19 protein-coding genes are annotated in these 22,642 nt (G+C 65.7%); 14 read left to right on the top strand and 5 right to left on the bottom strand.

What is annotated here, in order from left to right:
• Nucleotides 1-190 precede the first annotated feature (190 nt).
• From BM244_RS04760 to BM244_RS04750, 3 genes are all read left to right on the top strand, one after another.
• Nucleotides 191-991, top strand: a complete 801-nt coding sequence (locus tag BM244_RS04760) for a SirB1 family protein (protein ID WP_093397696.1) — start codon at nucleotides 191-193, stop codon at nucleotides 989-991.
• A gap of 63 nt (nucleotides 992-1,054) precedes the next feature.
• Nucleotides 1,055-1,510, top strand: coding sequence for a DUF3617 domain-containing protein (locus BM244_RS04755; protein WP_093397695.1), 456 nt, complete (start codon nucleotides 1,055-1,057; stop codon nucleotides 1,508-1,510).
• A 105-nt stretch (nucleotides 1,511-1,615) separates the two neighbouring features.
• Entirely contained in the window at nucleotides 1,616-1,834 is a 219-nt protein-coding gene (locus BM244_RS04750) for a hypothetical protein (RefSeq protein WP_139226860.1), read from the top strand.
• Between the two features lie 45 nt (nucleotides 1,835-1,879).
• Here the strand turns inward: BM244_RS04750 and BM244_RS04745 are convergent, their stop codons facing one another.
• The gene (locus BM244_RS04745; protein ID WP_175518050.1) at nucleotides 1,880-2,542 is read right to left on the bottom strand and encodes a Crp/Fnr family transcriptional regulator; all 663 of its coding nucleotides are present in this window, start codon (nucleotides 2,540-2,542) and stop codon (nucleotides 1,880-1,882) included.
• A gap of 219 nt (nucleotides 2,543-2,761) precedes the next feature.
• Between BM244_RS04745 and BM244_RS04740 the strand changes: the two genes are divergently transcribed.
• The 5 genes from BM244_RS04740 to BM244_RS04720 all read left to right on the top strand — a co-directional run bounded on the left by BM244_RS04740 (nucleotide 2,762) and on the right by BM244_RS04720 (nucleotide 7,126).
• Nucleotides 2,762-3,883 (top strand): alpha/beta hydrolase, encoded by a 1,122-nt coding sequence (locus BM244_RS04740; RefSeq protein WP_093397690.1) that lies wholly within the window; start codon nucleotides 2,762-2,764, stop codon nucleotides 3,881-3,883.
• Nucleotides 3,884-3,952: 69 nt separating this feature from the next.
• Complete coding sequence (locus tag BM244_RS04735; protein ID WP_093397689.1) at nucleotides 3,953-5,026, top strand: catalase family protein; 1,074 nt, start codon at nucleotides 3,953-3,955, stop codon at nucleotides 5,024-5,026.
• Between the two features lie 59 nt (nucleotides 5,027-5,085).
• Nucleotides 5,086-5,646 carry a type 1 glutamine amidotransferase domain-containing protein gene (locus BM244_RS04730; protein ID WP_093397688.1) on the top strand — a complete coding sequence of 187 codons (561 nt, stop codon included), beginning with the start codon at nucleotides 5,086-5,088 and terminating at the stop codon, nucleotides 5,644-5,646.
• A gap of 10 nt (nucleotides 5,647-5,656) precedes the next feature.
• Nucleotides 5,657-6,142 carry a hypothetical protein gene (locus BM244_RS04725; RefSeq protein ID WP_139226859.1) on the top strand — a complete coding sequence of 162 codons (486 nt, stop codon included), beginning with the start codon at nucleotides 5,657-5,659 and terminating at the stop codon, nucleotides 6,140-6,142.
• A 90-nt stretch (nucleotides 6,143-6,232) separates the two neighbouring features.
• Entirely contained in the window at nucleotides 6,233-7,126 is an 894-nt protein-coding gene (locus BM244_RS04720) for an alpha/beta fold hydrolase (RefSeq protein WP_093397685.1), read from the top strand.
• On the opposite strand, the gene BM244_RS04715 is transcribed toward BM244_RS04720, so the two are convergent.
• The 4 genes from BM244_RS04715 to BM244_RS04695 all read right to left on the bottom strand — a co-directional run bounded on the left by BM244_RS04715 (nucleotide 7,116) and on the right by BM244_RS04695 (nucleotide 14,251).
• On the bottom strand, nucleotides 7,116-8,501 hold the full coding sequence (locus BM244_RS04715) for a M20/M25/M40 family metallo-hydrolase (protein WP_093397684.1): 1,386 nt from the start codon (nucleotides 8,499-8,501) through the stop codon (nucleotides 7,116-7,118). The genes BM244_RS04720 and BM244_RS04715 overlap by 11 nt on opposite strands.
• Before the next feature lie 168 nt (nucleotides 8,502-8,669).
• Complete coding sequence (locus BM244_RS04705; protein ID WP_368086049.1) at nucleotides 8,670-11,189, bottom strand: TonB-dependent receptor; 2,520 nt, start codon at nucleotides 11,187-11,189, stop codon at nucleotides 8,670-8,672.
• 154 nt (nucleotides 11,190-11,343) lie between these two features.
• Nucleotides 11,344-12,906 (bottom strand): tetratricopeptide repeat-containing sulfotransferase family protein, encoded by a 1,563-nt coding sequence (locus tag BM244_RS04700; RefSeq protein WP_254784308.1) that lies wholly within the window; start codon nucleotides 12,904-12,906, stop codon nucleotides 11,344-11,346.
• Between the two features lie 436 nt (nucleotides 12,907-13,342).
• Complete coding sequence (locus tag BM244_RS04695; RefSeq protein WP_093397679.1) at nucleotides 13,343-14,251, bottom strand: LysR family transcriptional regulator; 909 nt, start codon at nucleotides 14,249-14,251, stop codon at nucleotides 13,343-13,345.
• Between the two features lie 104 nt (nucleotides 14,252-14,355).
• On the opposite strand from BM244_RS04695, the gene BM244_RS04690 reads away from it, so the two are divergent.
• The 6 genes from BM244_RS04690 to BM244_RS04665 all read left to right on the top strand — a co-directional run bounded on the left by BM244_RS04690 (nucleotide 14,356) and on the right by BM244_RS04665 (nucleotide 22,638).
• On the top strand, nucleotides 14,356-15,561 hold the full coding sequence (locus BM244_RS04690; RefSeq protein ID WP_093397678.1) for an MFS transporter: 1,206 nt from the start codon (nucleotides 14,356-14,358) through the stop codon (nucleotides 15,559-15,561).
• 369 nt (nucleotides 15,562-15,930) lie between these two features.
• Nucleotides 15,931-16,431 carry an RNA polymerase sigma factor gene (locus BM244_RS04685; protein ID WP_254784265.1) on the top strand — a complete coding sequence of 167 codons (501 nt, stop codon included), beginning with the start codon at nucleotides 15,931-15,933 and terminating at the stop codon, nucleotides 16,429-16,431.
• A gap of 92 nt (nucleotides 16,432-16,523) precedes the next feature.
• On the top strand, nucleotides 16,524-17,507 hold the full coding sequence (locus BM244_RS04680; protein WP_093397675.1) for a FecR family protein: 984 nt from the start codon (nucleotides 16,524-16,526) through the stop codon (nucleotides 17,505-17,507).
• A 97-nt stretch (nucleotides 17,508-17,604) separates the two neighbouring features.
• Complete coding sequence (locus tag BM244_RS04675; protein ID WP_254784264.1) at nucleotides 17,605-17,922, top strand: barstar family protein; 318 nt, start codon at nucleotides 17,605-17,607, stop codon at nucleotides 17,920-17,922.
• A 332-nt stretch (nucleotides 17,923-18,254) separates the two neighbouring features.
• Nucleotides 18,255-21,458, top strand: a complete 3,204-nt coding sequence (locus BM244_RS04670; protein WP_093397673.1) for an efflux RND transporter permease subunit — start codon at nucleotides 18,255-18,257, stop codon at nucleotides 21,456-21,458.
• A complete protein-coding gene (locus BM244_RS04665) occupies nucleotides 21,451-22,638 on the top strand; it encodes an efflux RND transporter periplasmic adaptor subunit (RefSeq protein WP_093397672.1) in 1,188 nt (395 codons plus the stop codon). Before BM244_RS04670 ends, BM244_RS04665 begins: the two co-directional genes overlap by 8 nt.
• Nucleotides 22,639-22,642 lie beyond the last annotated feature (4 nt).

Below are 22,642 nucleotides of genomic sequence, written 5' to 3'. Positions count from 1 at the left end.
AGGCTTCTCCTCGAAACCCAATTGACCGGAAAGCCTTACCGTAAGGTTAGAGCGACCGTGCTTAGCAAGATGCGGTCGCGACTTCCATCGGTTCGTGCCGGTGGCAGCGCGGTCGCACCTGCCCGGGGAACAGCGCCCTTCGTGTCGCGTACCGGATTGCAGCGAGCCCGCCGGCCCCCATCTTCAGCGGATGAACGACAATCTGATCCGCCTCGGGCTGCTCGACGAAGACGACATCATCCTCGACGAAGCCGCGCTTTCCTTGGCCTTGCTCGACCATCCGGAGATCGACGTCGCACCGTATCGCGCGTTGATCGACGCCGCCACGATACGCCTCGCCGCGGCCGGCTCGGGTGCGATCAGCGCGGAGGACCGCGCCGACGCGCTCGCGCTGGTCCTCGGAGAGGAGTTTGGCTTCGTTGGAGACCGCGATACCTACGACGACCCGGCAAATGCCGACATGATCCGCGTGATCGATCGTCGCCGCGGCCTGCCGGTCAGCCTGTCGATCCTGTATGTCGGCATCGCGCGCAGGCTTGGTTGGCAGGCCGATGCGCTCGACGTGCCCGGTCATGTGCTGGTCATGGTCGGAGCCGAGGCGGCGCCTGTCGTCATCGATCCCTTCCGGCAGGGCGCGCGGGTCGGGCCCGAACAGCTTGCCGCACTGGTGCTGGCCTATACGCCGGGCCCTGCCGCCGCCGTCAGCCACGTCGCCGCGATGGGGAACCGCGCCGTGCTCGTCCGGCTATTGCTCAACCAGGCGACCCGCGCCGAACAGGCGGGCAAGGGACGACGCGCGCTCGAGCTCTACGCGAGGATGACCCACATGGCGCCGGAGCATGGCCATGCCTGGTGGGAACGCGCACGTCTGGAGCTGGTCGATGGCGACGTCGCGGCGGCACGGCACAGCCTGAGCGCGATGTTGGAGATCACGCGCGATCCCGATCTTCGGGCGAAAGTGTCGGCAACCCTGGAGTCACTCGTCGCATGACGTGCCCCGGACGATGATGCGCTATGGGGTGGCAGGACTAAAATGTCGGCGTTACATAGGGTTATGAACGCATCCTTCCTGGCCGCATCGATCCTGACCGCCACCGTCGTCATCGCGACCCCGACGCCCGTCGAAGCGCAGGCCGTCGCGGCCGGGCGCTGGGACGTGACGTCGACCGTCACCGAACTCGACGTGCCGGGTGTGCCCGGTTTTCTCGTCCGGATGATGCGCGGCAAGTCCAAGGCCGAGCACAAGCGGCTCGTGGCAGGACAGGGGATCGAGGCCTTGATCGCGCCCGATCCCAAGGCGCAGTGCCGCGTCGAGAACCAGCGGATCGCGGACGGACGCTATGCCCAATCGCTCAGCTGTCCGCAGAAGCGGGGCGAGCCCATGAAAATCGCGCGGTCCGGAACGTACAGCGCGACCGGGTTCGTCGGCATCGCGACCGTTGCCGGCACGACACCGAAGGGCGCGATGCGGATCGTGCTCGCGCAGCGTGCCGCGCGCGTCGGGAACTGACCCCCCGATCAGGTTGTCCGGGAAGAGTGGCGTCGGACGGTCGGGGCGTTGGTGGCTTGCCCACCCTCGCGAACCTGCCATACCGGGCATGACCAGGAGACTATGATGCGCTTCGTTCAGATTGAAATCCTGCCGTCGGGCAAGGCACTCGTCGACATCGACAAGCTGACGCATGCGGTGCCGCAGGAGGGTGGCAGTCGGCTGTTCCTGGGAGCGCAGCATCTTGATGTGCCGTACGGGCTGGACCAGATCGAGAATGTCCTGGCCGGTCGCGAGCCGAACGACGACGGCGAGAACGGCATGACCGGTTTTCGCGTGTCCTGAAGGTCCGGTCTTTCGGCGGCCGGCATTGGGCGATGCGGTGCCGGATCAACCGAAGAGGCGCGAATATTCCTGTTCGGGATGACCATAGGTGTCGCCCGCCAGGGCCATGAGCTTGTCGCGGTTTTGCACCAGGACCCTCGCCCGTAAAGCGCGGATGGCATGATCTTCTTCAAGCCGGTGAAGCGCATCGGTGATGCTGCTGCGACGCACGCCGAGCATCAGGCGAAACTCCTCGTGCGTCATGCAGATCTCGTCCGCCTGCACACGGTCGTGGTATAGCAGGATCCAGCGCGCCATCCGTCGCTCGATCGGATGCGCCAGCGACGAGACGATCGTCCGACCCATCTGCAACATGAAGACATGGACGAACCGCAACAGCGCCTTGCGAAGCGTGGCACTGGCATCGACGGCAGCGATCAGTACGGCAGCGGATATGCGCAGCGCGTGGCCGTGCTCGGCGCGCATCGTCACGTCGTAAGGCGAACGATCGTCTCCCATCAGCAGCGGCCAGCCGATGAACCCCTCCGCACCGACCAGGCCGACGGCATAGCGTCGGTCGTCGTCGAGCGAATCGAGCACGCCGGCAATACCCTGTTCGAGAAAGCAGATGCTGTCGATCGGATCGCCGGCGCGGGTTATGTAGTCGCCGACCGCGAATGAGACGCGCTTCAGATGCGGTGCCAGCAACGCGAAATCCTGGGCAGACAAGCGCGCGAGAAGCTGGTTGCCGGATATACCCTGCTCGTGTCGGGACGCGTCGAACGTGGGCGCAAGATCGACCGGGGAACCGGCGTCGGCCCGTCCCAGAAATGGTATGATGGACGACATGACCGACCCGGCTGTTGCGACGCACCAGGGGTTTGGCACGGTTCCGTACAGAAACGTCGGACCTTCCTGTTTGTTCATGCTGGGCAAACAGGAGGAAATATGTCCGTAATTTCAAAGCGTCCGCTGTCACGTGCGGTCCTTATCGGCGCGTTGCTCGCGGCGTCCGCCGGGGTCTCTGCTCAGTCCGCGCGCTCGCCCAGCGCGCCACCACCGGCCGCGCCGCCTGCCACCGCGATCCAACCGCCCAAGGCCGCGCCGGACATGCAAATGGTGCTCGACGCGCTCGCCGGTCTCGGTGGCAAGCCGATCGAGACGTTGACGCCTGCCGAAGCCAGAATGCAGCCGTCCGCCGCCGATGGCGCCAAGGCCGCGATGGCGAAGAAGGGCCTCTCGACGGAGCCGGATGGTTCGGTCGTGACCCAGGACGTGCCGTACGGCTCCGACGCACAGCAGTTCGCGCGGATCTACAAACCGGCCGCAGCACCCGCTGGCGGCGCCGCGATGCCGGTCCTCGTCTATTATCATGGCGGCGGCTGGGTGATCGCGGACGTCGCGACCTATGACGCCGCACCGCGCGCGATGGCCAAGGCGTTGAACGCGATCGTCGTATCGGTCGAATATCGCCATGCCCCGGAGTTCAAGTTCCCGGCACAGCACGACGATGCGGCCACGGCCTATCGCTGGACGTTGCAGAACGCGGCGAGCTGGGGCGGCGATCCCGCCAGGATCGCGGTGGCGGGCGAGAGCGCCGGCGGCAATCTGGCCGTCGCGACTGCGATCTACGCGCGCGATAATCGCCTGACCGTGCCCCGCTACATCGTGTCGGTCTACCCGATCGCCAACAGCAGCATGACGCTGCCGTCGCGCCGGGATGCGGCCAATGCCAAGCCGCTGAATGCGGCGATGCTGAAGTGGTTCGGCTATTACTACCAGACCACGCCGGCCGATGCGCAGGATCCGCGACTGAACCTGGTGAAGGCGAATTTGCGCGGGTTGCCGCCGACGACGATCATCAATGCGCAGATCGACCCGCTGCGCTCGGATGGTGAGACGCTCGCGGTGGCGATGCGCGCGGCTGGCGTGAAGGTCGAGCAGAAGACCTTCCCCGGCGTCACGCACGAGTTCTTCGGCATGGCGAAGGTGGTTCGTGGCGCGAAGGATGCGAACGACCTTGCCGTCGCACGCCTGAAGACCGCGTTCGCGGCTGCACCGCGCCGCTGATCGATCCGGCGGGACGCCGGTTGATGCGTCCCGCCGACACCATCCCCAAAGCTTCTACAGGAGGTCCCGATGACCAAAGCCCCCGTGCGATACCATGCCGATGTCGAGACGATCGCATCGGACGAGCGTGAAACGATAGCGGAGCTGTGCTCGGCGTTCGACGTCATCCTCGAGCGGACGGCGGAGGACTATGGTCATGCCGTGAGGTCGGTCCACGCCAAGGCGCACGGCGTGCTGGTGGGTGAACTGACCGTCGACGGCGACCTGCCCGCGGAGCTGGCCCAGGGTCTTTTCGCGAAGCCCGGAACGCACAAGACGTTGCTGCGGATGTCGACCAACGCGGGCGACATCCTGCCCGACGCGATCAGCCTGCCGCGCGGCCTGGCGATGAAGGTATTCGATGTCGACGGCGCCCGGTTGCCGGGCTCGGAAGGAACGGCGCAGGATTTCGTGATGGTCAACGGCACCGTTTTCCAGGCGAAGACCGCGGACAAGTTTCTCGGCAACCTGAAGCTGCTTGCCAAGACGACTGATCGGCTTGAGGGGACGAAGACCGTCATGTCGTCCGTGCTGCGCGGCGTGCGTGGTGCGCTGGAGACGGTCGGGATCGAGAGCGCGGCGATCAACTCGCTGGGCGGTGCTCCGAACGTCGAGCCACTCGGAGAGACCTATTACAGCGTCACGCCGTTCCGGTTCGGCGACTATATCGCGAAGTTCAGCATGAAACCGGTGGCGCCGGCGATGACCGCGCTGACGGGCGGTCTGATCGACGTCGACGGTCGTCGGGATGCGATCCGCGAGGACGTGCAGGCCGAGATGCGCGGGATCGACGCGGAATGGGAATTTCGGGTCCAGCTTTGCCGCGATCTCGACCGCCAGCCGATCGAGGATCCGACGGTCGAATGGGACGAGGCCGAGGCGCCGTTCCACAAGGTCGGCACCGTCCGCGTTGCTGCGCAGGACAGCTGGGATCCGGCACAGGTCCAGCAGATCGACGAGCAGACGCGGTTCGGCGTCTGGACGGGAATTGCGGCACACCAGCCGCTCGGCAACATCAACCGGGCGCGCAACGAACCCTATCGCCACTCGGCCGACTTCCGGGCGCGCGTGAACGGCTGCCCCTATCACGAGCCGGTCGCCTGAGCGGCCCGCGCGTACCCATCACGCCCGACGACGACCATTTAAAAACGAAGGACATTTCCATGACGCTCGACGGCAAGAAGATTGCGATCCTGATCTCTCCTCGCGGGACCGAGGAGCCCGAGTTCAGCAAGCCCAAGGCGGCGGTCGAGGCGGCCGGCGGCACCGTGACGGTCATCAGCCTGAAGGCGGGCGACGCGAAATCGGTGAACAACGATCTCGATCCCGGCGCCAGCTTCGCGGTCGACAAGACGATCGACGACGTCTCGGCTTCGGAGTTCGATGCACTGATCATTCCGGGCGGCAGCGTCGGTGCGGATACGCTGCGCGGATCGAAGCCGGTCGTCGCGTTCGTCCATGATTTCTTTGCTCAGGCAAAGCCGGTCGCTGCGATCTGCCATGCGCCCTGGACGCTGGTCGAGGCCGACGTGCTCAAGGGGCGGACGCTCACCTCGTTCCCGACGCTGCAGACCGATATCCGCAATGCCGGCGGAACCTGGGTCGACCAGGAGGTGGTCGTCGACAACGGACTCGTCACCAGCCGCAACCCGGACGACCTGCCGGCGTTCTGCGCCAAGCTCGTTGTAGAATTCGCGGCAGGCAAGCAGGCCGGCAATGCCTGAGGCCGGGACCTTGCCTACGCCCACAGTCGGGGCGGGAGACGGCAGGCGGTTTGCCGGCGCCGTCGCTGGCGCGCTCGTCGCGGGCATCGGCATCACCGCACTGTTGATGTCGGGCGAACGCAAGAGCGGTACGCCGTCCGAGCTGGCGGACATCGAGCGTGCCGGGTTGGCGAAGCTCGGCCAGAGCGCACCAGCCGACGATGCGATGCCCGATCCGCGCGAACAGGCGGTGATCCAGGGCGGTCATCTGTTGCTGTCGGGCGCGGCTGGTGTCGCGTACGCGCTGGCGACCGACGAGGAAGCGTCGGTGGTTGCCAGCGGGATCGGGTTCGGGCTCGCCTTCTATGCGGCGATGCACTGGGTCGCGGGTCCGCTGCTGGGGTTGAAGGCGCCCGAGTGGCGATCGGACAAGGCTACGATCGGAACGCACACGCTGCTTCACGTCGGTTTCGGTCTGGTCACGGCAGCTGGCGCGAAGCTGGCGGCGAAACGGTAGGGAAGGATCGGCGATGGCCTCCAATGCGTTCGACCGTACGACTCATGGCGTCGATCCCGTTGGGGGGCTGGCCGCCGAGGGGAGAGGCTGATGCCGACGTTCACGACCAAGGATCTGGCAATCGCGTATGAGGACGACGGCCCGCGCGATGGTCGCGTCGTCCTGTTGCTGCACGGCTGGCCCGACGATGCCACGACATGGGACGGCGTCCGTCCGGCCTTGCGCGACGCCGGGTTGCGCCTGATCGTGCCGACATTGCGCGGGTTCGGCGCGACCCGCTTCGTGTCGGATGCACCTCGCACCGGCAACAGTGGAGTCCACGCGCTCGACATGATCGCATTGCTGGATGGACTGGGCGTGGCGCAGTTCGCCGTGGTCGGGCACGACTGGGGATCGAACATCGCCGAAGCCCTGGCGGTTGGCTGGCCCGACCGGGTCGAGCGGATCGCGATGCTGTCGACCCCGCCGCGCCTGGGCGGGATGAAGACGCCGCCCTTCTGGCACGCGCAACGGCAATGGTATCACTGGTTCATGGCGACCAAGCGCGGCGCAGAGGCGGTACGCGCCGATCCCAAGGGGTTCGCGCATGTCCACTGGGTCAACTGGTCACCCGAGGGCTGGTTCGACGACGCGACGTTCGATGCCGTCGCAAAGTCGTTCGAGAATCCCGACTGGGTCGACGTGACGTTGCACAGCTATCGATCGCGGTGGGACGAAGCCGAGCCCGATCCAAACAGCGCGTGGCTGGAGGCGCGGGTCAAGGCGACGCAGACCCTGTCCTTGCCGACGATCTATATTCACGGTGACGTCGACGGCGTGAACCCGCCTGCCACCGCCGACGCGGTCGCCGAAAAGTTCACCGGGCCGTTCGAGCGGATCATGATCGAGGGTGTCGGTCATTTCCCGCAACGCGAACGGCCGGCGGAGGTGGCGCGGTTGCTGATGTCGCTGCTCGGTGCCGCGACGCCGCGCGCTACTTCGTGAGGTCGGTCAGCAGCGAGCGGTAATAGGTGATCGCGAGCGGAATGTTGTCGATCGGGGTACGTTCGTTCAGGCCGTGGCTGAAATCGTCGGACTGCTTGATGTAGATCGGGCTGACTCCGTAGCTCGGTACGCCGACCGAGCGGTACCACATCGAATCGCTCGCGCCCGCGGACATGCTGGGAAAGATCGGTACGCCGGGACGGATCTTGCCCATCGCCGCCTTGACCGCACCGGTCAGGTCGGCGCGCAGCGGCGAGGCATCGGTCGGGTTCGAGCCTTCGGTGACGTCGCTGAATTTCACACCGGGGTCGGCGGCGACCTTCGCCAGTTCGGCCATCACGGTTGCCGGCTTCACGCCGGGGAAGATGCGGCAGTTGATGTTGGCGGTCGCGCGCTGTGGCAGCGCATTGAGCGCATGGCCGCCGCTGACCATCGTCGTGACGCAGGTGGTGCCGATCTGGCCGACATACCCGGTGTTGGCGGCAAGCGTCTCGATCGCCTTCTGGTCCGTCGGATCGGCGACGAACGCACGCATCGCCGCGCCGAGTTCGGGCGTCTGGCGCGGCGCGACGCCCTCGAAATAGCCCTTGGTGATCGGCGACAGCTGCGGCGTGAAGCGATATCCGCCGATCTTCACCAAAGCCGCGGAAAGCTCGTTGATCGCGTTGACCTTCCGCGGCGCGGAGGAATGGCCGCCGGGGTTCGTCACTTCCATCTGGAAGTCGGCATAGGTCTTCTCGGCCGCGCCGATCGTGAAATACTCGGGCTTGCCGTTTTCCGCGTACAGTCCGCCACCGCCATCGATGTTGAGCGCCATCTCGCTGGCCTTGAGCTTTTCGGCGATCAGCGACGAGGTCTTCATCACGGTCTCCTCGTCGCCCGACAGCGCGAGGACGATGCCGCGCTTGGGTTTGTAGCCCGCCTTCTTCATGTCGAGCAGCGTGGCGATCGCGAGCGCGGCGTCCAGCTTCATGTCGGTCGCGCCGCGGCCGTAGAGATAGCCGTTCTCGACCACTGCGGTGAACGGATCGCGCTGCCAGTCGGCGGGCTTGGCCTCGACCACGTCGATATGGCCGGAGACGACGATCGGCTTGAGCGCCGGATCGCTGCCCTTCCATGTCGCGATCAGATACGCGGTGTCGTCGACTGGCGTGATCGTCACGTCATCGGCCGCGAAGCCACCCGCGACCAGCGTAGCCTTCAGGTAGGCGGCGAGCTGCGGAGTCTGGTTTCCGGGACCGCGCACGCTGCGAAACGCGATCATCTTCTTGGCGATCTCGAGGCCGTTGGCGGCGGCGGCCGGTGTCTGCGCCGAGGCGGGCAGGGCGGTCATCGCGGCGGTGCAGGCGAGAAGCAGCTTGAGCTTGGACGTCATCGTGATCTTTCCTCGGAGAAATCTGATCCTCCCCCGCCAGGGGGAGGTGGCTGGCGCTTGCCAGTCGGAGGGGGAGGAAACGGGCAACCTCTGTTCCGTGTCCTCCCCCTCCGTCGCCGTCGGCGCCGACTCACCCCGGCGGGGGGAGGATCGTTTGGTCATTCGGTCTTAGAATTTGGCCCCGGCCCTAAGCCCGATCGTGCGCGGCGTGCTGCTCACGATGTAGGTGCGCTGCGAACACGTTCCGCACTGCTGGTAGCGTGACAATTGCGCGCGTTCGTCCCACAAATTCTGGACGAACAGTTCGAGCGTGTAGCCGGACAGGTCCGCACCGATCGAGGCAGTCGCCGTCGTATACGCCTTGAGCCGACCCAGCGTCGCCGCCTGCGCCAGCCGGATATCCGCGGACGCCGAACTCTGATGCGCCACAAGCCCCTGGATATACGCCTTCGCCGTGCCGATGGGCACGCTGTAGCGTGCCGTCCCGCTTGCCTTGAAGCGTGGCGTGATCGGCAGGCGAGTGCCCTTCGGTGCGAGCACGTCGGTCCCGGTGCCGCTGCAGACCTGCGTCGCGCACAGATCGTTGCGGGTCTTCGCATCGGTGTAGGCGGCCGCGGCAGTCAGCGACAGGCCCCCCGTCGAGATGTTCGCATCGGCCTCGGCACCCCTGATCCGCGCGTTCGGCCCGTTCTGGATGATCGTGAAGCTGTTCAGCCCGAGGAACGAAAACTGGAACTTGTCCCACGCCTGCTGATAGATCGACGCGTTGACGCGCAGCCTGTCGAACACCGTCGTCTTCAGGCCCAGCTCATAGTTCGTCAGGAAATCCGCATCATACGGCGCGACGTCGCCGCGCCGGTTGATCCCGCCCGGCCGGAAGCCGCGCGAGAAGGTGGCATAGGCCATGACCTTGTCGCTCGGCTTGAACGTCAGGTTGAAGCGATAGGTGGCGCCCTGGCCCTGTGTCCGCTTCGGGATCAGGCCGGTGGTCGTGTAGGTCGCAAGGTTGGTACAGGGCGAGCCCGCGACGGCTGCCGGCAACAAGGTCGAGGTGTCGCCGCCGTTCAGATACGCCTCGCGCAAGGTCTGGCCGTTCGCGAGATAGCAGCCCGCGACGCCCGTCTGACTGCTGCCCGCCGCGTTGAACGGCGTTGCCGTGTAGGGCCGCCCATCGGTCGGATCGACCGCCGGATTGCGCCCGAAGCCGTAGAAGCCGATCAGCGAATTGTCGTAGATATAGGCGCGGCCACCCGCGGTCGCCGTCAGGTTCGGCAGGATGTCGAAGCTCGCCTCGCCGAACATCGCGTAATCCTTGTCGACGCGCTTCTGCTTGGTCAGCCACAACGTGCCGGGCGAGCCGTTGACCGACACCGCGGTGCCGAGATTGGCGATCTGGTAATCCTGGAAGATCGCGTTGGTCTGGCGCTGGTAGAAGGCGCCGGCGACGATCCGGAACCGGTCCTCGACCGGCGATGCGACGCGCAGTTCCTGGCTGGTCTTCTTGAAGTGATCGGTGCCGATGATCTTCTGGCGTGGATCGATCGTCCGGCCGGCATTGTCCTGGTAGTAGAAATAGCCGGCGAGGCCGCCGACCGAGGAATAGGCAGAGTCATAGGCTTCGGCGTAATCGGTATAGTCGCTCGACGTGTAGGTCTTCCGGTCGAGATACGCGCCGGCATAGGTGACGTCCCAGTTGCCGACCTTGCCCTCGATCGTCAGCGCTCCCTGGATGAAGCGATCGCGGCGGAATTCGGGAAAGAAATGCTGGACCTGGAGATCGCCGACCTTCGGGTCGTAGCCATAGGTGCCGTGGTTGCGCTGTTCCTGGTACAGGACGGTCGGCGTCACGGTCCAGTTGCTGTCGAGATCGACCTTCAGCGCGGCGCGGCCACCATAGGTCTCGGTGTCGTTGTAGTTCTTCTTCACGAATGCCGCGTTGTCGACGACGATGCCGCCATTCGCGGACGTGCACGATGTCGCGGTCGGTTCGGGCAGGTAGCTACGGCATCCGGCGACGTTGTCGATGAAGCCGGCATCGCGCTGGTAGAAGCCGACCACGCGCAGCGCGGCGGACTGCGACAGCGGCATGTTGAGCATACCCTCGATCTTGCTGCCGACGCCGCCCGACTTGACGCTGTTCACCTCGCCATCGACGCGGCCGTAAAAGCCGCTGGTGTCGGGCTTGTTGGTGATGATGCGGATCGTGCCGGCTTCGGACGAGGCACCGTATAGCGTGCCCTGCGGGCCGGCGAGGCTCTCGATCCGGGCGACGTCGTAGATGTGGACGTCGAGCGTGCCGCCGATCGTCGTGACCGGCTGCTCGTCGAGATAGGTGCCGACCGAGGGCAACGGGCCGGAGTGGTTGCCGTCGCCACCCGATGCGACACCGCGCATGTAGACGACGGTCGAGCCGGGTTGCGTCGTCTGGAACGACACCGACGGCAGCAATTGCGTATATTGGTTGAAGTTCGAGATGTTGAGATCGTCGAGTCGCTTGGTGCCGATCGCCTGGATGCTGATCGGAACGTTCTGGATATTCTGGTCGCGCTTCTGGGCGGTGACGACGATGTCGCCTTCATATTCGCCCGCCTGGGGCGCGGTCGCGTCGGCGGCTGGCGTCGCGGTCGGCGTGGTCTGCGCGAAGGCAGGCGTAGCGATGGCCGACGACGCCAGCAGCGACGCGATCATTATGCGACGATCGATTATGTGCATGCTCGTTGTCCCCACGACGATTTGTGTCCGCAATCTGTGTTGCGACGCAACAAACGTCAAACAAAGCTTCGTGGGGTGCAACATTTTATGACGCATCCGTGACGTTTTCGCCACGGGTAGGATTCTGGCGTCAATCCGTCGCGGCGAGGCCCAGTGCCGATCGCAGCGGGCCCAGCCAGCGGTCATAGGGACGCCAAGCATCGACACCGTCGCGGTTTATGGGCCGGCGCACCTGTTCGGAACTCGCCGTACGGACTGCGCGCTCGGTCTCGTGGAAGGCCAGGCAGGCGGGCTCGAACGCAAGGCCGCAGGCGGACAACAACCTGCGGACTTCGACTTCGGTATCAGCGAGCAGCGCTTCGTGGTCGACGCGGTGGACGCGGCCGGGCAACACCGTGTCGACGTGCGTCATCAGCCGGACATAGTCCCGGTAATAGCGACCGAGATCGTCGAGAGCATAGCTGAACGCCTGGCCCCGTGCGTAGTGTTGCTTGAAGTTCGAAAAGCAGCAGTCGAGTGGATCGCGGCGTGCATCGATGATCCGCGCGTTTGGCAATGCGAGATGGATCAGCGGCAGGTGCGCCCAGTTGTTGGGCAGCTTGTCGATGAAGAACGGACGGTCGGAGCGCCGCTGGATCGCGGCACGACGCAGATAATCCTCGCCGATCTCGCGCAGCGCATCGGCGGAGAGGGTGGCGACGCCCTCCGGATAGTCGGCGATGTGGCGAGCGAGCGCGGGCATGTCGGGCAGTTCGGTGGTGCCCTCGACAAGGCTGTGGCTGGCAAGGATCTGCTCGATCAACGTCGATCCCGCGCGCGGCATGCCGAGGACGAAGATCGGGTCGGGCGCGGTGCATCCCTGGTCACGGCGCGCGCTCAGGAAATCGGGTGTCAGCACCGCAATGCTTCGATCGACGAACGCGGTGGTATCATCGGCATCGTACACGATCCGCGTCCGGCGCAGCGCGTTGCCGGCGTCGTAATGCGCGAACGATCGCAACGGATCGCGGCGATCCTCGAACGCTTTGCCGAGTGCGAAATCGAGATGGAAGCGGTCCTCCACCTCCAGGTCGTCGCGAGCAAGCGCGGTCTCCATCGCCGCAATGTCGGCATCGTCGAAGCGCACCGTCTTGAGGTTGGCCAGGCTCCACCACGCGTCGCCCAGCGTCGGCAACAGCGACAGCGCGCGGCGATACGCGGCGATGCCGTCGTCGCGGCGCCCGACGGTCTTGAGCATGTGACCGTAGCTCAGCCACACGCGTGGCTGGCTCGGCGCGTCGTGCAGCACCTGTTCGTAGAGCGCGATCGCGTCTTCGAATCCGCCGAGCCGCCCGAGTGCGGCCGCTTTCAGATTGGCGTGGCCGGGATTGTCCGGTTCGTCGGCGATCACTGCGTCGAGCAGCGTCAGTGCTTCGGGCGCGCGATTCTGGCGGTACAGCACGAGTGCAAGGTTTGCGCGCGCCGCGGTGAAGCCCGGCGCCAGTTCGACCGCGCGACGCAACAACGTCTCGGCATCCTTGTACCGCCCGATCCGCCCCGCCAGTTCGGCGAGCATCCGGATTGCGCGCGCATCGAACGGGTCCTGCTTGAGGTACGCCTTCAACAGCGGTTCGGCGACGTGAAGCTGGTTGTCGTGGAGTGCGAGCGCGGCCTGCATCAGGTCGCTTGGCCAGCGGGGTGGGGGAGACGGCATCATCGCGCCGGACAGTCGTAGTCGTCCGCGCCCGCGTCAAGCATGTGTCGCATCCGCGTTCGTACGGGTTGTCGATGGGGGCATCCGATCATCCGGTGCGTCCCGTCGTCGAGGCACAGGTTTCGCCTGCACAGCGTGCCTTGCCCGGTGGTCGCGCCAGCAGTTTCGATCACCCGCGCGGTCGTATGCCGGCTCGAAGTGGTGTTGCTCAAAAGGGCAATTTTCGACGGTCGGCGACGCCTTGCCGCTCGGCTCTCGTACCACTTCAGGCAGGTCGCAGGTCGCAGGTCGCGTCGTCATCGTCCGCAACCTGTTCGGAGCGTTACACGATCACGTCGGTCTTCGAGCGCAAGGCCGACCAAACTATCCGGCAGGAACCATGCGTTGACGCGTTCGGTCATGCCGACGATCGTCGAAACGATCGCGACGCGACCCGTCAGTCGATCCGCAGGCCGTCGGTCAGCGTTTCCAGCAACGCGTCGACCTTTGGAACGAGCTGCCGGCTCCTCGGCCAGACCAGATGCAATGGCAGCCCGCGAGTTGCCAGGTTCGGAAGAATCTCGACCAGTTCGCCGCGTTCGAGCTCGTGCTTGATCAGCCACGTGGCCAGTTGCGCGATGCCGAAACCGGCCTTCACCGCCCCGACCTGCGCCTCGGCGCTTCCCAATATGATGCGCGCTTCCATCGGCCGCTCCTCGACATGACCGGTCTGGTCGGCGAACCGCCAGTTGATGACGCTGCCGTCGCTGCGACCATAGACGATGCAGTCCAACCCGGACAGTTCGTGCGCGGTCGTGGGCGTATGGCGCCGCTCGAGATAGGCCGGCGCGGCGCAGAAGATGACGCGTTCGCTGCCAAGGTGACGGTGCCCCAGATTGTCCGCCCATGGTTCCGACGCGCCGATCCGGATCGCGACGTCGACGCCCTCCTCGACGATGTCGATCTTGCGGTCCGTGAAGGTGATGCTCGGGCGAAGGTTGGGATGGCGCTCGGCAAAGGCGAGCAGCAGGGGCATCGCCTGCATTCGCCCGAACGCGATCGGCACGTCGACCTTCAGCCGTCCGACGATCTCGGAGCGATGTGCGGCCAGTACCGCCTCTGCATCGGCGAGGTCGCCGAGCACGCGGACGCATGTCTCGTAAAAAGCCGCGCCGACATCGGTCAGGGTCAGGCGGCGCGTGGTGCGTTCGAACAGCCGGCTGCCCAATCGCGCCTCGAGCCGCGCGACGCTCTTGCTGACCGCTGAATTGGTCAGGTTCAGGCGCGCACCGGCGGCGGTGAAGCTGCCGGCATCGGCGGTGCAGACAAAGGCTTCGATACCCTTGAGACGTTCGGAAGGAATCATCGGCGTGCTCCCATTGTGGAATAATATTCGCCCTATGCAGGAATTAATGCCGCAGGACGCTGGTTTTCGTCGCGCGTAGAAGGGCGCGATACAGGAGTTTGCCGATGTCGTCCCAGAGCCATACCCTTCACGCCGACTCGCCGGGTGGAACCCCCGCGGGGCATGGCTTGGCCGTGCTGTTGCTGGCGATTTCCGCCTTCGTCATCGTCACGACCGAATTCATCATCGTCGGGCTGCTGCCCGGTCTCGCACGCGACCTCGGCATTTCGATCACGGTCGCGGGGCAACTCGTCACGCTGTTTGCCTTCACCGTCATGCTCGCGGGGCCGGTCCTGACCGCGATGCTATCCCATTTCGAGCGCAAGCGGCTGTTCGTCGTCATCCTGGTGATCTTCGCGGCGGCAAACGCGCTGGCGGCGGCGGCCCCCGATATCTGGGTGCTGGGCCTCGCGCGGTTCCTGCCGGCTTTGGCGTTGCCGGTGTTCTGGGGCACCGCGAGCGAGACCGCGGGCGAACTCGCCGGACCGGAGAAGGCGGGCAAGGCGGTCGCCAACGTCTATCTCGGCATTTCCGGCGCGATGGTGCTCGGGATTCCGTTGGGAACGCTGGCATCGACCGCGTTCGGCTGGCGCGGGACGTTCTGGGGGCTTTCGGGGCTGTCGCTGCTGATGGCGGTGCTGTTGCTCGTGGTCATGCCGACGCTGGCACGTCCGGCGCGGGTCAGGCTGGCCGAACAGGCGCGGATCCTCAAGGACCCGTATTTCCTTGGCAACGTCATCCTGTCGGTGATCGTGTTCACCGCCATGTTCACCGCCTACACCTACCTCGCCGACACGCTCGAGCAGATCGCGCATATCCCGGCGACCCAGGTCGGCTGGTGGCTGATGGGCTTCGGGATCGTCGGTCTGGCCGGCAATTGGCTCGGCGGACAGTTCGTCGGTCGGGGACCGTTGTTGGTAACGGCGATTACGTCACTCGTGCTGGCCGTCGGGATGGCCGCGACGACGCTGGTCGCAGGGGCACACGCCTGGCTCGTGGTTGCGTTAGCCGTCTGGGGCATCGCCAACACCGCTCTCTATCCGATCTGCCAGGTGCGCGTGATGCAGTCCGCCAGCCATGCGCAGGCGCTTGCCGGCACGCTAAACGTGTCGATGGCCAATGCCGGGATCGGTCTGGGCGCGATCATCGGCGGGTCGGTGATCCAGCATCTGGGGCTTGGTGCGGTCGGCTATGTCGCGGCTACGATCGCGATCTTGGCGGTGCTGGTCACGCCGATCGTCAACCGGCTCACCGCGCGTGTCGCAAGCTGATGCATGAGAAGCGACCGGCGGACCGTGTTGGCGCGCGGTCGGTGAGCGGCCGCGTCGCTGTAGTTGACGCGCTAGCTATGTTTCCCAAAGCTATCGGGATATCTCGATCGGCTCCTGTCCGGAGCCATGCAGTGAAATAGCACGCGTAGGCGCTTGCGGAGCGTTGCTTGATCGCATCTTTCCCGTCTTCGTAGGCAATGTAAGACGAATTTCCTCGCGACTTCGTGGGACTGGACGGGCAAAGACGGTAGCGAAGACCGCGATGCATGGGGTGTCGGGCAGGAGCAACGCGTTCATGAAAGCGCCGGTCAATGCGGGAGCCAGGTCGTAGCGGACACCGGCTCAACCCAGTTGGCCGGATTGTCGGCCGTGCTAGCGACGCATCGTGCGCAACTCGTTCGATTCTTCACCGGTCGAACCGGTAGCGTGGCGGAGGCCGAGGACGTCGTGCAGGAAATCTGGCTTCACGTCGGCCAGCCGCCCGAGCATATGGCGGCCGGCCCGATCGCCAACCCGCTGGCCTACCTGCACCGGGTCGGCATGAACATCGTGCTTGACCGAGTTCGCGCGACCGGGCGTCGCCAGCGCCGGGATGCGGGATATGTCGAGGCGAACACCATGGTCGTTGGCGTCGAGGCGATCGATGATACGCCTTCCGCATTCGATACGGTCGCGGGGCGAGAACATCTCGAGCGCTTAGCCGCGCTGCTCGCCGGACCGCCCGAGGGTGCGATGCGCGTGTTCCGCCGACACCGGATCGATGGTGTACCGCATGCCGAGATCGCGGCCGAGCTTGGTATATCGCGGAGCGCCGTGGAAAAGCATATCGCGGTGGCACTTCGGCATTTGAGAAAAGCGCTCGATGATTGACTGGCATGAACTGCGGTTCGGTCCGCGTCGCGGCGTCTTCGAGATAGGTCGTTATATCAGGGGCGGGGGGCATCCGCCGAAGGGAGGGCAGCATGACGGATTTTCGGAGCGCGATCGACGCCGCCGCTGACTGGCATGCACACCTCGATTCGCCGGATATGGACTGGGATGCGTTCGGTCTGTGGCTTGAAGCCGATCCCGTACACCGGGCGGCGTACGACCGGATCGCGGTGCTGGACGCGGAGATTGGCGCCGCTGCGCCGGCGATTGCTCCCTTGCTGCCGGCAAATGACGACGAGCCCGTTGCGGTATCCCGGTCCGCAGGCTCGGCACGATGGCGATGGGCGGCGGTCGCGACCAGTGGCGCGCTGGCGGCCGGACTGGCAATGCTCGTGGTACCGGCGGGACTGGTGGGAACATCGGGCAATGCCGCGCCCGACGTCTATGTCACCGGCCGCGGCGAGACGCGATCGGTGACACTCGCGGACGGCAGCCGCATGCAGATCGATCGCCGATCGAGAGTGTCGGTTTCCGGCGGGGGCAGTCCGGTGATCGAGATCGCGCAAGGGGCTGCGAACTTCGCTGTCCGCCATGATCCGTCGCGCGTCCTGATAGTCCGCGCGGGTGGATACGACGTGCGCGATCTCGGAACGCGGTTCGACGTCGTCAGCGCGAACGGCCAGGTCGCGGTCACCGTCTCCGAAGGCTCGGTCAATGTGGCACCGACCGGCGGCGATCCAGCGGACGCGACGACGCTGAATGCCGGACAGGGCCTCGACATTATTCCTGCCAAGCAGATCGCGGAACGCCGACAGGTCGACCCGACGCGGATATCGGACTGGATCGATGGGCGGCTCGACTATGACGGTGCGCCACTATCCGTCGTCGCGGCCGATATTTCGCGGTACGCCGGGGCGCCCGTGTTCGTCGATTCCTCGGCGGCGGGCCTGCGCTTTTCCGGGATATTGACGATTGGTGATGGATCGCGGCTCGTCGACCAGCTTCGGGCGGTGCTGCCGATCCGCGTTCGGAAAGTCGATGGCATGGTGCATCTCGCTGCCGCCGGCTCGCGCTGAGCCGAGCATTGCCTGGGAGGATCTCATCAAGACCATCACTATCGTCGGCCATAATATCTCGGACATTCCGTCATTTTATGCCGAAATCAATCGTGTCATGATGGCAGATGAAAGCTGGGCGCTTGGCGAAAGTCTCGATGCGTTCGACGACCTATTCTATGGCGGCTATGGCGCGATCGCCGGACACGCGGACGTGACGATCGTCTGGCAGGATATCGAGACGAGCAGGTCGGCGCTCGGATACGAAACGACGCGTGCGTTTCTACGTGGCAAGCTGCGACATCCGGAAATCTACGACATAGCCGCGATTGGCAGACAGCTCGACGCCCTCGAGAACGGCGACGGACGTACATATTTCGAGACCGTGGTCGCCATCGTTGGCGATCACGACCATGTCACGCTGGTCGGCGCGTGATCGTTAGCTTGCGGGACGCTCCACAGCATTAGTTTAAGGTCGCAAAAAACTGTTCGGCCGTCCCTGCGCTCGGCTTACGGATCCAATGCCGCCTGCGAGCTTGAACGCATCATCGGATCACGCGCGTGCGAACAGTCACGTGAGCGACCCTGCGAATACCACCGCCGCCGGTACGCATCACCTGCCCCATCACACGTCGGCACCAGGTGAAACGTAAGCAACATTGACCCTTGCATTTCCCTGCTGCGCTGCGGCAAAGGGGGAGGGTCGGGCAGGTCTGGCGGCTCCGGGAGTCGCCACCAGTCGTGCCGCGTTCGGATTGGAGCACGTCCGTGATCGGTATCGTCAGGGTCGCCTTATCGCGCCCGCTCACCTTCATTGTCATGGCCATTCTGGTCGCGGTCGTCGGCGTGCTCGCGGCCGTGCGGACGCCGGTCGACATCTTCCCGGACATCAAGGTGCCGGTGATCGCCGCCGCGTGGACGTACCAGGGCCTGTCGCCCGACGATATGGCGGGGCGCATCATCACCCCGTACGAGCGCGTGCTGTCGACCACCGTCAACGACATCGACCATATCGAGAGCCAGTCGATGCCCGGCATCGGCGTCGTGAAGATCTATTTCCAGCCGGGTGCCGACATCCGCACCGCCACCGCGCAGGTCACGTCGGTGTCGCAGACGGTGCTGCGCCAGTTGCCGCCGGGCGTCACCCCGCCACTGATCCTCAACTATAGTGCGTCGACCGTGCCGATCCTGCAACTCGCGCTGTCGGGCGTCGGGCTGTCCGAGGGCAAATTGTTCGATACCGCGGTCAACCAGATCCGCCCCGGCCTCGTAACCGTGCCGGGCGCGGCGATCCCGTATCCGTCGGGTGGGCGTCAGCGTCAGGTGCAGATCGATCTCGATCCGCAGGCGCTGCAATCGAAGGGCTTGTCCGCGCAGGACGTCGGCCTCGCGATCGCCGCGCAGAACCAGATCAACCCGGCCGGCTTCGCGAAGATCGGCGGGTTCCAGTATAATGTCCGCCTCAACAACGCGCCGGGGTCGATCGACGAGCTCAACAACCTGCCGGTCAAGGTCGTCAACGGCGCGACGATCTACATGCGCGACGTGGCGCACGTCCGCGACGGCAGCGCGCCGCAGACCAACGTGGTGCATGTCGACGGGTCGCGGTCGGTGGTGATGACGATTCTCAAGAACGGATCGACCTCGACGCTGGCGATCGTCCAGGGGATCAAGGATGCGCTGCCCGCGATCCAGGCGACCCTGCCCGACAGCCTCAAGATCGTGCCGATCGGCGACCAGTCGCTGTTCGTGAAGGCGGCGGTCGAAGGCGTCGTCAAGGAAGGCGCGATCGCGGCGGCGCTGACCAGCGTCATGATCCTGCTGTTTCTCGGGTCGTGGCGCTCGACGGTCATCATCGCGATCTCGATCCCGCTCGCGATCCTCGCCGCGATCATCGCGCTGTCGGCGACCGGCCAGACGCTGAACGTCATGACGCTCGGCGGATTGAGTCTCGCGGTCGGCATCCTGGTCGACGATGCGACGGTGACGATCGAGAACATCAACTGGCATCTGGAGCAGGGCAAGAGTGTTCGCCAGGCGATCCTCGACGGCGCCGCGCAGATCGTCACCCCGGCGTTCGTGTCGCTGCTGTGCATCTGCATCGTGTTCGTGCCGATGTTCTTCCTGCCGGGCGTCGCGGGCTTCCTGTTCGTGCCGCTCGCGCTGTCGGTCGTGTTCGCGATGATCGCGTCGTTCGTCCTCTCGCGGACGCTGGTGCCGACGATGGCGATGTATTTGCTCAAGCCGCATGCGGGCGACGTCCACGCAGCGGGCACGCCGACCTCGCGCAATCCGTTGGTCCGGCTCCAGCGCGGGTTCGAGGCGCGGTTCGAGCGGTTTCGAGGCGGTTATGGTCGCCTGCTGGAGCGCGCGCTGGCGACCGGAAAGCCGTTCCTGCTCGGCTTCCTGGCGGTGGTCGCGCTGTCGATGCTGCTGATCCCGTTCCTCGGCCAGAACTTCTTCCCCGCGGTCGATGCAGGGCAGATCACGATGCACGTCCGCGCGCCGATCGGCAGCCGGATCGAGAGCACGTCGGCGCAGTTCGACCGGATCGCGCGGAGGGTGCGTCAGATCATCCCCGCGAACGAACTCGTCTCGGTAGTCGACAACATTGGCCTGCCGATCAGCTCGATCAACGCGACCTACAACAACTCCGGCACGATCGGCCCGCAGGACGGCGACATCCTGATCCAGCTCGCGCACGAGCATGCGCCGACCGCCGATTACGTGCGGAAACTGCGCGAGACGTTGCCGGGCGCGTTCCCCGGCGCGACCTTCTCGTTCCTCCCGGCGGACATCACCAGCCAGATCCTGAACTTCGGTGCACCCGCGCCGATCGACGTGCAGATCACCGGCAAGGATGCGACCGGCAACTACGCCTACGCCCGGACTTTGCTGCGGAAAATCGCGGCGATCCCCGGCGTCGCCGATGCGCGCATTCAGCAATCGGCGCGCTACCCGGAACTCCGCGTCAACATCGACCGCAGCCGGATCGGTCAACTCGGGCTGACCGAGCGCGACGTGACCGCCAGCGTCGGATCCTCGCTGGCCGGCACGATCCAGACCGCCCCGGTCTATTACCTCAACCCAGAGAACGGCGTGTCGTACAGCGTCGTCGCGCAGACCCCCGAATACCGCGTCGGATCGATGAGCGACCTGTCGAACATTCCCGTCACCGGCACCAATGCGGGCGGTACGTCGCAGGTGCTCGGCGGGCTCTCCACGGTCGTCCGCGGCACCTCGCCCGCCGTCGTCTCGCACTACAACATCGCACAGGCGATCGACATCTACGCGACCCCCAACGGCCGCGATCTCGGTGCGGTGGCGGGCGACATCAAGCGCGTGTTGGCGGATGCCAAGGCGTCCGCGCCGAAGGGCACGAGGGTCGCACTGCGCGGCCAGTATGCGACGATGAACAGTGCGTTCTCAGGCCTGTTCTTCGGGCTGATCGGGGCGATCGTGCTGATCTATCTGCTGATCGTCGTGAACTTCCAGAGCTGGCTCGATCCGTTCGTCATCATCACCGCGCTGCCCGGCGCGATCGCGGGCATCGTCTGGATCCTGTTCCTGACCGGAACGCCGCTGTCCGTTCCCGCCCTGACCGGAGCGATCATGTGCATGGGCGTCGCGACGGCCAACGCGATCCTGGTGGTGAGTTTCGCGCGCGAGCGGCTTGCCGAACTAGGCGATGCTTACAAGGCGGCGATGGAGGCAGGGATGACTCGCTTCCGCCCGGTGCTGATGACCGCGCTCGCGATGATCATCGGCATGTTGCCGATGGCGATGGGCCTCGGCGAGGGCGGCGAGCAGAACGCGCCGCTCGGCCGTGCGGTGATCGGCGGGCTGATCGTCGCGACGTTCGCGACGCTGATGTTCGTGCCCGTCATCTTCAGCCTCGTTCACCGCAAGGACGCAGAGCGCGCCGCCGCCAAAGCCCGCCGCGACGAGATTTTAGAGGAAGCGCATGTCTGAGATCGTTCATTCGGATCCCGTCGCCACCGAACCGCAGCGCGGGTCGCTCAGGAAAGTCGGCATCGTCGCGGCGATGATGGCACTGGCGCTGGTGGCGTTCGGCATCTTCACGCGGCACCGCTCGGACTCGCAACTCGCGAACTGGACGACCGCACAGTCGACCCCCATCGTCACCGTGATCCGTCCGACCGCCGAGGGTGCGAGCGATGCGCTGACGCTGCCGGGTAACGTCCAGGCTTACAACAGCGCCGCGATCTACGCGCGGACCACGGGCTATATTCGCAAATGGTTCGTCGACATCGGCGATCCAGTCCGCGCTGGTCAGACGCTCGCCATCCTCGACGCACCCGAGGTCGACCAGCAGGTCGCCGCCGCGCAGGCCGATCTCCAGACCGCGCGCGCGAACCGGTCGCTCGCCGCGTCGACCGCGACGCGCTGGCGCGATCTGCTCGCCAAGGATGCGGTGTCGAAGCAGGAGACCGACGAGAAGATCGGCGACCTCGCCGCCAAGTCCGCGATCGCCAACGCCGCCTCGGCCAATGTTCGTCGGCTCGGCGCGTTGCAGGGCTTCACCCGCCTGACTGCGCCGTTCTCGGGCGTCGTCACGAGCCGCTCGACCCAGGTCGGCGCACTGGTGACCGCAGGGACGGCCGCGTCCACCCCACTGTTCACGATCGCCGACGTCAACCGAATGCGCATCTACGTCCGCGTACCGCAGGCCTATTCGGGACAGACGCGGCAGGGGATGCACGCGACGCTGACCGTGCCCGAATATCCGGGACGCAACTTCGACGTGACGCTGACCCGCAGCGCCGATGCGGTCGATCCGCAGTCGGGCACCGTTCTGGTCGAGTTGCAGGCGGCGAACACCGATCGCGCGCTGAAGCCGGGTGCCTATGCGCAGGTTAAGTTCCCGGTCGGTGCGGGCGGCACCGGCGTGCGGCTGCCGTCGAGCGCGCTGGTGATCGGCGCGAAGGGCACGCAGGTCGCGGTCGTCGGCAGCGACGGCAAGGCGTATCTCAAGACGATCACGATCGGCCGCGACGATGGCGACAGCGTCGCGATCAGTGCAGGTCTCACCGCCAGCGACCGCGTGATCGACAGCCCGCCGGACTCGCTCCAGACCGGCGACCCGGTCCGTATCGCGCCTTCGACAGGACCGGCCCGTGCGAAGCGCTAGGCTG

Origin of the sequence: Sphingomonas sp. OK281 (assembly GCF_900115295.1) — a bacterium.
Classification (GTDB): Bacteria; Pseudomonadota; Alphaproteobacteria; order Sphingomonadales; family Sphingomonadaceae; genus Sphingomonas.
The sequence above is the reverse complement of the archived record's forward strand: the minus strand, read 5'-3'. Positions and strand labels throughout refer to the sequence as shown.